At 62.8% G+C, this 13,504-nt stretch carries 11 protein-coding genes; 8 read left to right on the top strand and 3 right to left on the bottom strand.

Translation table 11 applies throughout. The features are described 5' to 3' along the window. The first annotated feature begins 3 nt into the window (after nucleotides 1-3). From AWB67_RS21110 to AWB67_RS21090, 5 genes are all read left to right on the top strand, one after another. Nucleotides 4-1,170, top strand: coding sequence for an electron transfer flavoprotein subunit alpha/FixB family protein (locus AWB67_RS21110; protein WP_087658235.1), 1,167 nt, complete (start codon nucleotides 4-6; stop codon nucleotides 1,168-1,170). Continuing rightward, a complete protein-coding gene (locus tag AWB67_RS21105) occupies nucleotides 1,167-1,925 on the top strand; it encodes an adenine nucleotide alpha hydrolase family protein (protein WP_087658177.1) in 759 nt (252 codons plus the stop codon). The genes AWB67_RS21110 and AWB67_RS21105 overlap by 4 nt, the downstream gene beginning before the upstream one ends. A 67-nt stretch (nucleotides 1,926-1,992) precedes the next feature. Continuing rightward, complete coding sequence (locus AWB67_RS21100) at nucleotides 1,993-3,306, top strand: aromatic ring-hydroxylating oxygenase subunit alpha (RefSeq protein ID WP_087658176.1); 1,314 nt, start codon at nucleotides 1,993-1,995, stop codon at nucleotides 3,304-3,306. Between the two features lie 34 nt (nucleotides 3,307-3,340). Continuing rightward, nucleotides 3,341-4,522, top strand: a complete 1,182-nt coding sequence (locus AWB67_RS21095; RefSeq protein ID WP_087658175.1) for an FAD-binding oxidoreductase — start codon at nucleotides 3,341-3,343, stop codon at nucleotides 4,520-4,522. A gap of 124 nt (nucleotides 4,523-4,646) precedes the next feature. Next, entirely contained in the window at nucleotides 4,647-5,504 is an 858-nt protein-coding gene (locus tag AWB67_RS21090; RefSeq protein ID WP_087658234.1) for a glycine betaine ABC transporter substrate-binding protein, read from the top strand. Between the two features lie 742 nt (nucleotides 5,505-6,246). Here the strand turns inward: AWB67_RS21090 and purU are convergent. Together purU and AWB67_RS21075 are read right to left on the bottom strand one after the other, a co-directional pair. Next, nucleotides 6,247-7,119: a formyltetrahydrofolate deformylase gene (purU, locus tag AWB67_RS21080; RefSeq protein ID WP_087658173.1), complete on the bottom strand. Its 873-nt coding sequence runs from the start codon at nucleotides 7,117-7,119 to the stop codon at nucleotides 6,247-6,249. A 124-nt stretch (nucleotides 7,120-7,243) separates the two neighbouring features. Then, on the bottom strand, nucleotides 7,244-8,152 hold the full coding sequence (locus AWB67_RS21075) for a choline sulfate utilization transcriptional regulator (protein WP_087658172.1): 909 nt from the start codon (nucleotides 8,150-8,152) through the stop codon (nucleotides 7,244-7,246). A gap of 124 nt (nucleotides 8,153-8,276) precedes the next feature. Between AWB67_RS21075 and betC the strand changes: the two genes are divergently transcribed. From betC to AWB67_RS21060, 3 genes are all read left to right on the top strand, one after another. Continuing rightward, a complete protein-coding gene (gene betC / locus AWB67_RS21070) occupies nucleotides 8,277-9,818 on the top strand; it encodes a choline-sulfatase (RefSeq protein ID WP_087658171.1) in 1,542 nt (513 codons plus the stop codon). Nucleotides 9,819-9,848: 30 nt separating this feature from the next. Continuing rightward, entirely contained in the window at nucleotides 9,849-10,796 is a 948-nt protein-coding gene (locus tag AWB67_RS21065) for a choline ABC transporter substrate-binding protein (RefSeq protein ID WP_087658170.1), read from the top strand. Nucleotides 10,797-11,012: 216 nt separating this feature from the next. Beyond that, nucleotides 11,013-12,161: a porin gene (locus tag AWB67_RS21060; protein ID WP_087658169.1), complete on the top strand. Its 1,149-nt coding sequence runs from the start codon at nucleotides 11,013-11,015 to the stop codon at nucleotides 12,159-12,161. 3 nt (nucleotides 12,162-12,164) lie between these two features. Here the strand turns inward: AWB67_RS21060 and AWB67_RS21055 are convergent, their stop codons facing one another. Further along, nucleotides 12,165-13,148: a GlxA family transcriptional regulator gene (locus AWB67_RS21055; RefSeq protein WP_087658168.1), complete on the bottom strand. Its 984-nt coding sequence runs from the start codon at nucleotides 13,146-13,148 to the stop codon at nucleotides 12,165-12,167. Nucleotides 13,149-13,504: the final 356 nt, after the last annotated feature.

Here is a 13,504-nt window from a genome sequence, read left to right as displayed (position 1 = left end):
GCGATGAACGACAACATCAAACGAATCGATCCGCGCCGTCCGTTCACGATCACGGCCGAAGGGCTCAAGCGCATCACACTGGGCGCAATCGGCACGGGCGGCGGCGCGATGAATCTAGCAGCCGCGTTCGGCGGCCATCGCGAGCAAGCGAAGCCGCGCCGCACGAACGCCGCACCGCAGCGCACGCTGCTGGTCGCGGCGCACACGGACCGCGGCGCGCTCGATGACCACGGACGCCAGGCGCTCGCCGCCGCCGCGTTGATCGCGGACGCGCAAACCGAAGTGGTTCTGCTAGCGTTTGGCGAATTCAGCGACGACGCCGCCGCGCTCGGCGCCGACAAGCTGATCGCGCTACCCGCGTTCGACCGGCGCAGCTTCGCGCCCGGGGACGAGCTGAACGCGCTCGCCGCGTGCGTCGCCGCGTATGCGCCGGTGCATATATTCCTGCCCGACAACGCAACCGGCGACGGCGACCTCGGCAGACGTTACGCGGCGCGGGCGAATGCGAGTGTCGCGACGCACGTCGTCGAAATCGATGCGAAGCACGTCGCGATGTATGTGCAAGGCGGCAAGGCGTTCGCCTCGCGCACGCTGCCCGAAGTGATCCTGCTCGCGCCGAACGCCGTCGATCCGAAGCTGCCGTTCTTGGGCGCCGGAGAGCGCGTCGAGCCGATCGGCGTGGCGGCATCGGCAGATAGTTATCGCGATCTCGGCATCGAAGAGATCGATGCCGCGCAGGTCGCGCTCGAAGAAGCCGATTTCATCGTGTCGGCGGGGAACGGCGTAGGCGACGTCCCCGCGTTCGAACGCCTCGCGCAGACGCTCGGCGCCGCGATCGGCGCGAGCCGCGTCGCGGTCGACGACGGCAAGTTCACGCGCGACAAGCAGATCGGTGCGACCGGCAAGACCGTCGATGCGAGCGTCTACATCGCGTTCGGTATCTCGGGCGCGGTGCAGCACTTGCAGGGCATCAAGGATTGCCGGCATGTGATCGCCGTGAACCTCGACGCCAGCGCGCCGATCGCCAAGCGCGCGAACCTCACGATCATCGCGGACGCGCAGGAAACGATCGCCGCCCTGACCGATGCCGCGGCCGGCGCGCGCAGCGCGCGCGGCACGGGCGCCGCGTTGTTGAGCACGAAGCCGGTTGCAGAAGGAGCACTCGCATGAAGATCGCCGTACTGGTTTCGATCGGGCGCCATCCGGTGAGTGGCGCTGCGCGCTACAGCCGCAACGACGCCGCCGCGCTGACGATGGCCCTGTCGATCGCTAAGGAACGCCGCGCCTCGCTCGACGTGCTACATGCGGGCGATCCGTCCAATCCCGCGTTGCAGGAATATCTCGCGCTGGGCGCGTCGCGCGTCGAAGTGCTCGACGTCGAGGGTGACGCAATCGCTGCGCTCGCCGCACGCCTGCAAGGCTACGACCTCGTCGTGACCGGCACGCGTGCCGAAGGCGCCTTCGACAGCGGCATGCTGCCCTATCGCCTGGCCGACGCGCTCGGCATCGCGCTCGTGGGCTCGGCGGTCGACGTATCGGTGAAAGAGGCGGGCGTCGAAGTCCGGCAATTCATGCCGAAGGGACTGCGCCGCCGCGTGCAGGCCGCGCTCCCCGCGCTCGTCGCCGTCCATCCGATGGCGAACGCTGCGCCGCGCTACGCCTACGCGCGTTTGCGCGAAGGCACGGTCGTGCCGGTCGTCACACGCGCCCCGGCCGACGCTGAAAACCTGCAATGGACCGTCAAGCCGGCGACGGCAAAACCGGTGCGCCTCGCCGCCGCCGAAAAGCGCTCGGGCCATGCGCGCATGCTTTCGGCAACGACGACCGAGAGCCGCGGCGGCAGCGTCGTAATTGAAGGGAGTTCCGTCGAAAAAGCACAAGTGATTCTGGCGTATTTGCGCGAGCATCAACTCGTCGATTACTGATTTTTCGAACCCACAAAGCGGGCCTTCAGAAGGCTCGAGAGCTCACCTAGGCACAACGGAGCACACGATGAAAGTTTCGGCAGACGTTCGCGCGATGATCGAACGCCGCAAGAAGGGCCATACGCTCGAAGCGCCGTTCTACACGAGCGAAGATATCCACGCACTCGATCTCGACGCCATTTTCCGGCGCCACTGGATCCAGGTCGCGGTCGAACCGGACGTGCCCGAGCCGGGCGATTACACGACCGTCGAAATCGGCCACGATTCGATCCTGATCGTGCGCGACGACGACATGCAGATCCGCGCGTTCCACAACGTCTGCCGCCATCGCGGCGCGCGCCTGTGCAACTCGGAGAAGGGGTCGCTCGGCAATATCGTGTGTCCGTACCATAGCTGGACCTACAACCTGAACGGCGACCTGATGTTCGCCGAGCACATGGGCGACCAGTTCGACCGCTGCAAGCACAGCCTGAAGAAGGTGCATGTGGAGAATCTCGCGGGCCTGATCTTCATCTGTCTCGCCGAAGAACCGCCTGCCGATTTCAGCGTGATGCGTGCCGCGATGGAACCGTACATGTTGCCGCACGGCCTTGCCAACACGAAGATCGCAGCGTCGATCGATATCGTCGAGGAAGGCAACTGGAAGCTCACGATGGAGAACAACCGCGAGTGCTATCACTGCGTCGCGAACCATCCCGAGCTCACGATTTCGCTCTACGAATACGGCTTCGGTTATCAGCGCACACCTGCCAACGAAGAAGGCATGGCCGCGTTCGAAGAAACCGTCGCGCGCCGCACCGCGCAGTGGGAAGCGATGAACCTGCCGTCGGCGGAAATCGAACGGCTCGCCGATCTCGTCACCGGCTTTCGCACGCAGCGCCTGCCGCTCGACCGCGATGGCGAATCGCAGACGCTCGACGCGAAGGTCGCATCGAAGAAACTGCTCGGCGGCTTCGAGCAGGCCGATCTGGGCGGGCTTTCGTTCTGGACGCAGCCGAACTCGTGGCATCACTTCATGAGCGACCACATCGTGACGTTCTGCGTGATCCCGCTCTCGGCGGGCAGAACGCTCGTGCGCACGAAGTGGCTCGTGCACAAGGACGCACGCGAAGGTATCGATTACGACGTGAACAATCTCACGGCCGTGTGGCGCGCGACGAACGATCAGGACCGCACGCTCGTCGAGTATTCGCAGCGCGGCGCAACGAGCAGCGCATACGAGCCGGGCCCGTATTCGCCTTTCACCGAAGGCCTCGTCGAGAAGTTCTGCGAGTGGTACATCGCGCGTCTCTCCGACTACGCCGAAGCACCCGAAGCTCAACAACCAGCCGATCCAGCGACGGCTCCGCACGGCGAGAAAGTCGTGTCCTTCATGCGCTAAAGGCGCCGCCTGAAACAGGAAGCAGGAGAAACAGATGATGCGCGATCAGGCGGTCTTTCAGAGTACGAGCCGTGTCACCCAGCCGCAATTCTGGGGGGCGCTGCCGGCGCGCTGGGACAGTGATACCGACGACACCCTCGTCTGCTGCCATGTCCGGCAGGAAACGCACGACGTGAAGAGCTTTTTCTTCCGTGCGCCGGCCGAACGCGCGTTCGTCTTCGAGCCGGGGCAGTTCATCACGCTGGAACTCGACATCGACGGCGAGACGATCAATCGCTGCTACACGATCTCCTCGCCGCCGACGCGGCCGCACACGATCTCGATCACGGTCAAGCGCGTGCCGGGCGGCAAGGTCTCGAACTGGCTGCACGACAACTTGCAGCCGGGTTCGAGCGTCCGCGTGCTCGGGCCGTCGGGTGAGTTCACCTGCGCGCGGCATCCGGCGCGCAAGTTCCTGTTTCTCTCGGCGGGATCGGGCGTCACGCCGCTGATGTCGATGAGCCGTGCGCATCACGAGTTGGGCGAAGACAGCGACATCGTGTTCGTGCACAGCGCCCGCACGCCCGACGACATCATCTTCGCGCGCGAGCTCGATCTGATCGCGTCGAACCAGACGAATTTCCGCACGGCGTTCGTGTGCGAGCGCGTTGGGGCGCGTACGAGCTGGCCGGGCGTCACCGGCTTTCTGACGCTGCCGCTCCTGAAGCTGATCGCGCCGGACTTTCTTGAACGCGAAATCTTTACCTGCGGGCCTGCACCGTACATGAAGGCCGTGCGCGATCTGCTCGACGAAGGCGGCTTCGATCGCAAGCAGTATCACGAAGAAAGTTTCTCGTTCGAAACGATCTCGGAAGTCGCCGCGCAACTGACGACGGCGCATGTCGCCGATGCGTTGCAGGGAACGCTGACCGAAGAGGTCGTCGGCTTTGCACCGGCGCCCGCGCCGGTCGAGACGAAGTTCAAGGTGAGCTTCGCGAAGAGCAATCGCGAGATCGAATGTGGCAGCGGGCAGCACGTGCTCGATGCCGCGAAGAAAGCGGGCGTGCGACTCGCGGCATCGTGTACGCAGGGCATGTGCGGGACGTGCAAGGTCAAGCTCGTTTCGGGTGAAGTCGAGATGAAGCACGCGGGCGGTATCCGCCAGCGCGAAATCGATCAGGGGATGGTGCTGCTGTGCTGTAGCAAGCCGAAGACGGATCTCGTCGTCGACAAGTAAGACAATTACTGATGACAGGCGACGTCGCAACAAGACAACTGGACGTCGCAAAACAACGTTACACGCCAATTCTGGCTGGCGATTCTGAGTGCTCAACGGCACGGACGGGAACGGGAGAACGACGATGAGACTGATCAAGAAACTGCTCGTCTTGAGCACAATGAGCGCGGCGCTGGCGGCAGTGAGCGTCGGCGTTTCGGCCGATACGAAACCCACCATCAAGATCGGCTACGTGGAAGGATGGGACGACAGCGTCGCGACCTCGAACGTGGCGGCGCGCATCATCGAGAAGCGCCTGGGTTACGAAGTGAAGCTCGTGCCGGTGGCAGCCGGCGTGATGTGGCAGGGCGTGGCGCGTGGCGACCTCGACGCCACGCTGTCCGCGTGGCTGCCGATCACGCACGGCGCGTACTGGAACAACTTCAAGGACAAGGTCGTCGACCTGGGTCCGAACTTCAATGATGCGAAGATCGGCCTGATCGTGCCGGAAAGCGTCGATGTGAAGAGCCTCGACGATCTGCAGGCGAAGAAGGCGGAGTTCGGTTCGCGCATCGTCGGTATCGATGCGGGCGCGGGCGTCATGCAGAAGACGAGCGAAGCGATCAAGGCTTACAAGCTCGACTACCAGTTGATGCCGAGCTCGGGTAGCGCGATGACGGCGGAACTGGCGCGTTCGGAAGCGGCGAGCAAGCCGATCATCGTGACGGGCTGGAAGCCGCACTGGATGTTCGCGAAGTACAAGCTCAAATTCCTCGAAGATCCGAAGAAGGTGTTTGGTGAGGCCGAGCATGTGGATAGCGTCGTGAATCCGGAGCTGGAGAAGAAGGCGCCGACGGTTGTCGCGTTCCTGAAGAAGTTCCAGTGGAAGCCGGGCGAGATCGACAGCGTGATGCTCGCGACGCAAAACGGCGAGAAGCCGACGGCCGCCGCCGATGCATGGATCGGCGCGCATGGCGATCGGGTGGATAGCTGGGTGAAGTAGGGGGGTCGCTGGCGCTCGGGGGTCGGGTTAGGGGTTCAACCGTTTGATGCGCTTGGGCCTCTATGAAACTTGTTTTCTTAGTGGTCTATTTGCTCTGCCCCTGTCCGGGGCGGGACTCACTTTCTTTGCTGCTGCAAAGAAAGTAAGCAAAGAAAGCAGCTTCCAACCGCCAGTACAAACAAACCCTCACTCGCGTAAGAACGGATTGGCGCTGGAGAGTAAGTGTCGCCCTCACGGTAGAACCGGGCTTGGCTCGCGGACCCACTGTGTCAACGCGCACTTGCTCTGAGTGGTATGCGCTCCGTTTGGCGCCGTCCTCGCTTCGCTCCGACGTCGGGTTCACAAAAGCCATCTCTTGCTTGCGCTCCTACGAGCCTTGATTCCCTGCGTCGTGCACCCCACGTCTGAGCGCGTAGCGCGAGGACGGATGTATGACTGCTGCACCTGTCCGCTGTACTGCGAGTTGCCGCAGTGGGTCCGCGAGCCAAGCCCGGTTCTGCCATGAGGGCGACACTTACTCTCCAGCGCCAATCCGCTTTTACGCGAGTGAGGGTTGGTTAGCTTTGGCGGTTGGAAGCTGCTTTCTTTGCTTACTTTCTTTGCAGCAGCAAAGAAAGTGAGTCCCGCCCCGGACAGGGGCAGAGCAAATAGACCGCTAAGAAAGCAAGTTCCACCGAAGCCCAAGCGCATCAAACGGTTGAAACACCAACCCAACCCCAACCCCAACCCCAAGCGCCAGCGCCTACAGCACGACCGTACGATCCCCATTGATAAAAACCCGCCGCTCGATGAACGCCTTCACTGCCCGCGCGAGCGTGATGCATTCCACGTCGCGTCCTGTCGCGAGCAGCCTCTCCGGGCTGTACGAATGATCGACGCGTTCCACTTCCTGCTCGATGATCGGGCCTTCGTCGAGATCGTCGGTGACGAAGTGAGCCGTCGCGCCGATCAGCTTCACGCCGCGCGCATGCGCCTGGTGATAGGGCTTCGCGCCCTTGAAGCCAGGCAGGAACGAGTGATGGATGTTGATCGCGCGCGCCGCGAGCTTGCGGCTCGTCTCGCCGGAAAGGATCTGCATGTAGCGCGCGAGGATCATCAGCTCGGCGCCTGAACTCTCGAACAAGTCAATAAGGCGCGCTTCCTGTTGCTGCTTGGTATCGGCGGTGATCGGAAGGTGATGGAACGGTAGACCGTGCTGCACAGCAAGTGGTTCGAGATCGCGATGATTCGACCCGATCCCGACGATATCCATCTTCAGCTCGCCCATGCGCCAGCGGAACAGCAGGTCGGCAAGGCAATGCTCCAGCTTCGACACCATGATCAGCACCTTCGGCCGCGCGCCGACGTCGTGCATCGCCCACGTCATGTGAAAACGCACCGCGATCGATTCGAACTCGCGCTTGAGCGCCTCGATCTGCAACGTCTCGTCGCGCTCGACGCCATGAAACACGCAGCGCACGAAGAAGCGCTCGCTAAGATCGTCGTCGAAGACGGTCAGTTCGTCGATGTAGCAATGATGCCGGTCGAGAAAGCCGACGACGGCGGCAACCTGCCCCGCCGCGCTCGGACACGCCACGGTAAGCACCAGTTGATGAGGACGGGAATCGGCGGACATGCGCTCTCCACTATCGGATAGGACCGCGCCGCGAATACGGCGCGCATGTTCGCAGTAGAGCAAATGCAGGGCACGCGCGGATAGAAGCTAAACGCCGTGACGCTGGAACGGGAGCGTCAAAGCGTCATTCGATGCCGCATTCGTCCAGCAGCCACTGGCGAAACGCTGTGATCGTGGGAGTCGGGGCGCGCTGGGTGGCAAGTAAATAGCCGCGCTCGGTCACGACGGGCGCGTCGAAGAGCGGTACGAGTTGTCCCGTCGCGATCAGTTCATCGACGAGCGGCGCCCAGCCGAGCGCGACGCCTTGCCCCATGATCGCCGCATGCGCAACGAACGCGTAGCTGTTGAACGTGATGCCGCGATGCGCGGGCGGCGCATCAAGTCCGTGCGCGGCGAACCAGCCATTCCACGAGAGCCAGCGCGCGGGCGAGGTCGGTTCGAGATGCAGTAAAGGGAGCGTCGCGAGATCGGCGGGCACGCGCGGCTTCGCATTGGCCGCGAGAAACGACGGGCTGCACACCGGCGTGACTTCCTCGGCAAACAGCTTCACGACATCATGCGCGCCCCAGTCCGCGGTTAGATCGCCGAAAGCGATCGCGATATCCGCATGATCGTGCGACGTATCGAACACGTTTTGCGACGTGATGATCTTCACGTCGACATCGGGCATCAGCGCCTTGAACTGCGAGAGCCGCGGCATCAGCCAATACGTGGCGAAGCCGAAATCGGTGGAGAGCGTGAGCGTGCGTGGCGTGTGGCGCGCGCGGATACCGGCGGTGGCTACGCGGATCGTGTCGAGTGCCTGCCGCACGGCTTCGAAGAGACGCGTGCCGTCTTCGGTCAGCGTGACGCCGCGATGGCCGCGCTCGAAGAGCGGCGCGCCGAGCGCTTCCTCGAGTTGCACGACGCGCTGGCTGACGGCCGGCTGCGTCGAGCCGAGTTCGCGCGCGGCCGCGGTGAAGCTCGCGAGACGCGCAGCGGACTCGAACATCGATAGCGCCTGCATCGGCGGCAAGCGGTCCTGCCTCGGCATAACTCCCCCTTATGGGCACATAACGAATTGCCGTCTTCACAGCGCGGTTATGACCGGCAATAGTGGCGTTCATGGCCACGCTCGCGCGCGGCCGCTTGTTCGATTCTATTCGAGGCACGTTCACATGCTCAGCACGAAACAAAATATCCTTATCCTCATGGCCGACCAGATGACACCGTTCGCGCTCGCCGCTTACGGGCATCGCCTGACGAAGACGCCGAATCTCGATCGGCTCGCGAAAGAGGGCGTCGTGTTCGATTCGGCCTATTGTGCGAGCCCGTTGTGCGCGCCGTCGCGTTTCTCGTTTCTGTCGGGCAAGCTGCCTTCCAAAATCGGCGCATACGACAACGCTGCAGAGTTTCCGTCGCAAACGCTGACGTTCGCGCATTACCTGCGCGCGGAGGGGTATCGCACGGTGCTCTCGGGCAAGATGCATTTCTGCGGCGCCGATCAGTTGCATGGCTTCGAGGAGCGCCTCACCACCGACATCTATCCCGCCGATTTCGGCTGGACGCCCGACTGGGAGCACTTCGAAAAGCGCCCGACGTGGTATCACAACATGAGCTCGGTGATAGACGCGGGTCCCTGCGTGCGCACGAATCAGCTCGACTTCGACGATGAAGTCACGTTCACCACACGTCAAAAACTTTTCGACATCGCGCGCGAACGCAACGCCGGCCGCGACGCGCGGCCGTTCTGCATGATCGCTTCGCTCACGCATCCGCACGACCCGTACGCGATCCCGCAGAAGTACTGGGATATGTATCGCGACGAAGACATCGATATGCCCGTGCATCGCGATTCGCTCGAAGCCAGTGATCCGCATTCGAAGCGCCTGCGCTACGTCTGTGAGACGGACCGCACGCCACCCACCGACCAGCAGATTCGCAACGCACGCCGCGCGTATCATGGCGCGATCTCCTACGTCGACGATCAGTTCGGCGCGATCCTCGAAGCGCTGAAGGACTCGGGGCTCGATAAGGACACGATCGTCGTCGTCACGTCGGATCACGGCGAGATGCTCGGCGAGCGTGGCCTCTGGTACAAGATGACGTTCTTCGAAGGCGGCTGCCGCGTGCCGCTCATCGTGCATGCGCCGCGGCAATTCGATGCGCATCGCGTGAGTCAATCGGTGTCGCATCTGGACTTGCTGCCGACGCTCGTCGAACTCGGCCGAGGCAAGCCGTGCGACGCATGGCCCGATGCGCCCGATGGTCAAAGCCTCTTGCCGCATCTGCGCGGCGAACGCGATGCGCACGACGAAGCCATTGGCGAATATCTCGGCGAGGGTGCGATAGCGCCGATCGTGATGCTGCGGCGCGGGCGCTTCAAGTTCATCCACACGCCCGCCGACCCCGATCAGCTCTACGATCTTCAAGCCGATCCGCTCGAACGCAACAACCTGGCATCGAACGCGGACCATGCAAAGGAAACCGCCGCGTTCCGTGAAGAGATAGCAAAACGTTGGGACCTTGCCGCGCTCCACGATCAAGTCATCACGAGCCAGCGCCGCCGCCACTTCCACTTCGAAGCGACCACACGCGGCGTGATCGAATCGTGGGACTGGCAGCCGCATGTCGATGCGAGCCAGCGCTATATGCGCAATCACATCGATCTCGATGCGCTGGAGGCGATGGCTCGCTTTCCCGCCGTCGCTCATTCCTGAACCCCACCTACCCACACCAAGGAAGCCGACATGAAAAAGCCCTTCAAACAAGCGGTATTCGGCGCGGTCCTGCTATGCGCGGCGACGATCGCGTCGGCTGCCGAGCCGCAAGCCTGCACGCAAGTGCGCATGGCGGGCCCAGGCTGGACCGACATCGACGCCACCAATGCAATGACCGGCGTCGTGCTGAAGGCGCTCGGCTACAAGCAGAACGTGGCGAACCTCTCGGTGCCGATCACTTACCAGGGCTTGAAGAAAGGGCAGATCGACGTGTTCCTCGGGAACTGGATGCCAGCGCAGGCGCCGCTCGTGAAGCCGTTCGTCGAGGAGAAATCGATTGAAGTCGTGCATCCGAATTTGAGCAACGCGAAGTTCACGCTCGCCGTTCCCGACTATGTGGCAGCGGCGGGCGTCCATACGTTCGCTGACCTCGCGAAGAACGCCGACAAGTTCGACAGCAAGATCTACGGCATCGAGCCGGGCGCGCTGGCGAACCAGAACATCAAGAAGATGGTCGACGACAAGGCATTCGGCATGGGCGGGTGGAAGCTCGTCGAGTCGAGCGAGACGGCCATGCTGACGCAAGTCGATCGAGCCGTGCGCGACAAGAGGTGGATCGTATTTCTCGCGTGGGAACCGCACTTGATGAACACGAAGTTCAAGCTGACCTATCTCGATGGCGGCGACCGGTACTTCGGCCCGAACTACGGCGGCGCCACTGTGAACACGGTCGCGCGTTCGGGTTATGAGGCGCAATGCCCGAACGTCGCGCGGCTCTTTAAGCAACTCACGTTCAACGTGGATCTGGAGAACGGCGTCATAACGGAAGTGCTCGATAAGAAAGCGAACCTCGACCTGGCCGCGACCGATGCACTGAAGCGCCATCCGGAATTGCTCAAGACCTGGCTCGACGGCGTGAATACCGCGAGCGGCGCGAACGGCCTGCAGGCGGTGCAGACGGCGCTTGGCGTGAAATAGCGGCGTAGTCGCAACTGGACAGATTCGCGTCGCAATGGGTCGAGCGGCCATCAATATGAACCCTTACTTTTACGTCATCGACGCATGCGTAAATGTAAATACGTCGCTCAAGCTGCACTGCAACCCCAAGCCCCACGTCAGACGAAGGCCGCCAACGTCGCGCGGCGGCTTTCGCTTCGTCCATTCAAACACGCAGGTCCAGCAGGGGAAAGCCAGATGAAGAAAAGAAATGCCGCCCGGCTCGCAGGACTCACGCTCGCGGCTGGCGCCGCCAGCGCGCCCGCGATCGTCCATGCGCAGAGCAGCGTCACGCTATACGGCATCATCGATGCGGGCATCACCTATGTGAACAACACCGGTGGCGCGCATGCCTGGAGATTCGACGACGGCATTTCATACGGCAACCGTATCGGCTTCAAGGGCGTAGAGGATCTCGGCGGTGGCCTGCAAGCGGTCTTCGTGCTCGAATCGGGCTTTCGCCTCGGCACCGGGCGCTACACGTTCGGCGGCGCAGAATTCGGGCGGCAGGCGTATGTGGGCCTGAAGAATTCGTGGGGCACGTTCTCGCTCGGCAACCAGCTCGACATGACCGAGGAGTTCGTCTATCTCTACAACATCTCGGCGTGGGGCAGCGGCTACGCGATCCACCAGGGCGATTTCGACCGCATGAATGGTGACCGCCTGCCGAACTCGGTCAAGTTCCTGTCGAACGATTTTGCCGGCTTCACGTTCGGCGGCATGTATTCGTTCGGCAACCAGGCAGGCAACTTCCATCAGAACAGCGCGTGGAGCGTGGGCGCGCACTATGCACGCAACACGTTCAACATCGGCGCGGCCTATACGCAGTTGAACAACCCGTTTGGCATCTACGCGTTCGACCCCTACGCGATGATCGGCACGCGCACGTTCCTCGGCCAGCCGACCGTTTCCGTCGATCCGGCGACGGGCGCCGTGACGGACCTGTACAGCACCAACGCGTTTCCGGTCGACAAGCAGGGCGCGTTCGCGATCGGCGCCGCGTACTCGTTCGGCGACTTGATGCTTTCGGGCAACTTCACCTACACGACGATCAAGGGCTTGGGCGAGACCTCGCACATGCAGGTGTATGAGGGCGGCGCGTCGTACAGCTTCACGCCGGCGCTCGCGCTCTATGGCGGCTATCAGCACACGCGTTTCGAAGGCAATCACTGGAATCAGGGATCGCTCGGGCTGCATTACCTGCTGTCGAAGCGCACCGACGTCTATATCTCCGGCGACTACCTGCGCGCATCGGATGGCGTGAACGCGGTGATCGGCTACAGCTTCACGCCGTCGTCGTCGAACACGCAGAGCGACGTGCGGATCGGCATGCGGCATTCGTTTTAAACGCTACTCGCTAACGGCGGCTTCCCATGCTTGCGCGGAAGCCGTCGTGCGCAATGCGCTGCGGTCGTGCCGCGGACTCGTGCCGAAGCGCACCCGATACGTGCGCGAAAAATGCGACGGCGACTCAAATCCGCACGCGACGCACACCGCCATGATCGACATGTCGGTCTGCTGCAGCAATTCACGCGCACGCGTCAAGCGCAGGCCGAGATAGAAATGCGTCGGCGTATCCTTCAGCGCCGAGCAGAAGAGGCGTTCGAGCTGGCGCCGCGTCACGCTGATCGATTCGGCGAGTTCATCGGGCGAGAGCGGCTCTTCCATGTGCTGCTCCATCACGCCGATCACCTGAATCAGCTTGCGATTGTGGATGCCGTAGCGCGCGGCGATCTCCATGCGCTGATGATCCGAGCGCTGCCGGATGCGCCCGAGCACGAACTGCTCCGACACCTGCGCCGCGAGTTCCGCGCCATGGCGACGTGCTATCACATCGAGCATCAGATCGATCGATGCGGTGCCGCCCGCGCACGTGATGCGCCGCTCGTCGATTTCGAACAACTCCTGGCTCACCTCCAGCGACGGATAGCGCTCCTTGAATGCCGACGCCGCTTCCCAGTGCACGGTCGCGCGCTTGTGTTCGAGCAAGCCCGCTTCGGCGAGCAGGAAGCTCCCCGTATCGATGCCGCCGAGCGTCACGCCCGCGCGATCCAGCCGCCGCAGCCAGTCGCCGATCTCGCGCGTATAGCACTTAAGCGGCTCGAAGCCCGCGACGACGAACACGGCGCTCGCGTCCTTCACGGTATCGAAGGAGCCTTCCGCGTTGAGCGAAATGCCGTTGCTCGCGGCGACGGGGCCGCCGTCGGCGCTCAGAATGTGCCATTGATACAGCGCGCCGCTGAAGCGGTTCGCCACGCGCAACGGTTCGATCGCCGACATGAAGCCGATCGACGAGAACTCGGGCAGCAGCAGGAAGCAGAAGTCTTCGGTCATCGAGTGGGAAACGCCAGGAGGCAACTCGTCAACGTATCAAGCCGAAAAGCGGTGCGCAATCGGGCGTCGCCCGTAGGGGGTGTTTCAACCGTTTGATGCGCCTGGGCTTCGATGGAACTTGCTTTGGTGTCGGTCTATTTGCTCTGCCCCTGTCCGGGGCGGGACTCACTTTCTTTGCTGCTGCAAAGAAAGTAAGCAAAGAAAGCAGCTTCCAACCGCTAGTACAAACGAACCCTCACTCGCGTAAAAGCGGATTGGCGCTGGAGAGTAAGTGTCGCCCTCACGGCGGAACTGGGCTTGGCTCGCGGACCCACTGTGGCAACGCGCACTTGCTCTGAGTGGTATGCGCTCCGTTT

Source organism: Caballeronia terrestris (assembly GCF_001544515.1).
GTDB lineage: Bacteria > Pseudomonadota > Gammaproteobacteria > Burkholderiales > Burkholderiaceae > Caballeronia > Caballeronia terrestris.
Note: the sequence above shows the minus strand (reverse complement) of the source record. Positions and strands in the feature narration are given on the sequence as shown.

Bases quoted from the DNA above. Each gene is read 5' to 3' on its own strand.
- AWB67_RS21100 (WP_087658176.1), top strand. From the start codon at position 1,993: ATGAAAGTTTCGGCAGACGTTCGCGCGATGATCGAACGCCGCAAGAAG.
- AWB67_RS21110 (WP_087658235.1), top strand. From the start codon at position 4: ATGAACGACAACATCAAACGAATCGATCCGCGCCGTCCGTTCACGATC.
- AWB67_RS21075 (WP_087658172.1), bottom strand. From the start codon at position 8,152: ATGCCGAGGCAGGACCGCTTGCCGCCGATGCAGGCGCTATCGATGTTC.
- betC (WP_087658171.1), top strand. From the start codon at position 8,277: ATGCTCAGCACGAAACAAAATATCCTTATCCTCATGGCCGACCAGATG.
- AWB67_RS21090 (WP_087658234.1), top strand. From the start codon at position 4,647: ATGAGACTGATCAAGAAACTGCTCGTCTTGAGCACAATGAGCGCGGCG.
- AWB67_RS21095 (WP_087658175.1), top strand. From the start codon at position 3,341: ATGATGCGCGATCAGGCGGTCTTTCAGAGTACGAGCCGTGTCACCCAG.
- AWB67_RS21055 (WP_087658168.1), bottom strand. From the start codon at position 13,148: ATGACCGAAGACTTCTGCTTCCTGCTGCTGCCCGAGTTCTCGTCGATC.
- AWB67_RS21060 (WP_087658169.1), top strand. From the start codon at position 11,013: ATGAAGAAAAGAAATGCCGCCCGGCTCGCAGGACTCACGCTCGCGGCT.
- purU (WP_087658173.1), bottom strand. From the start codon at position 7,119: ATGTCCGCCGATTCCCGTCCTCATCAACTGGTGCTTACCGTGGCGTGT.
- AWB67_RS21065 (WP_087658170.1), top strand. From the start codon at position 9,849: ATGAAAAAGCCCTTCAAACAAGCGGTATTCGGCGCGGTCCTGCTATGC.
- AWB67_RS21105 (WP_087658177.1), top strand. From the start codon at position 1,167: ATGAAGATCGCCGTACTGGTTTCGATCGGGCGCCATCCGGTGAGTGGC.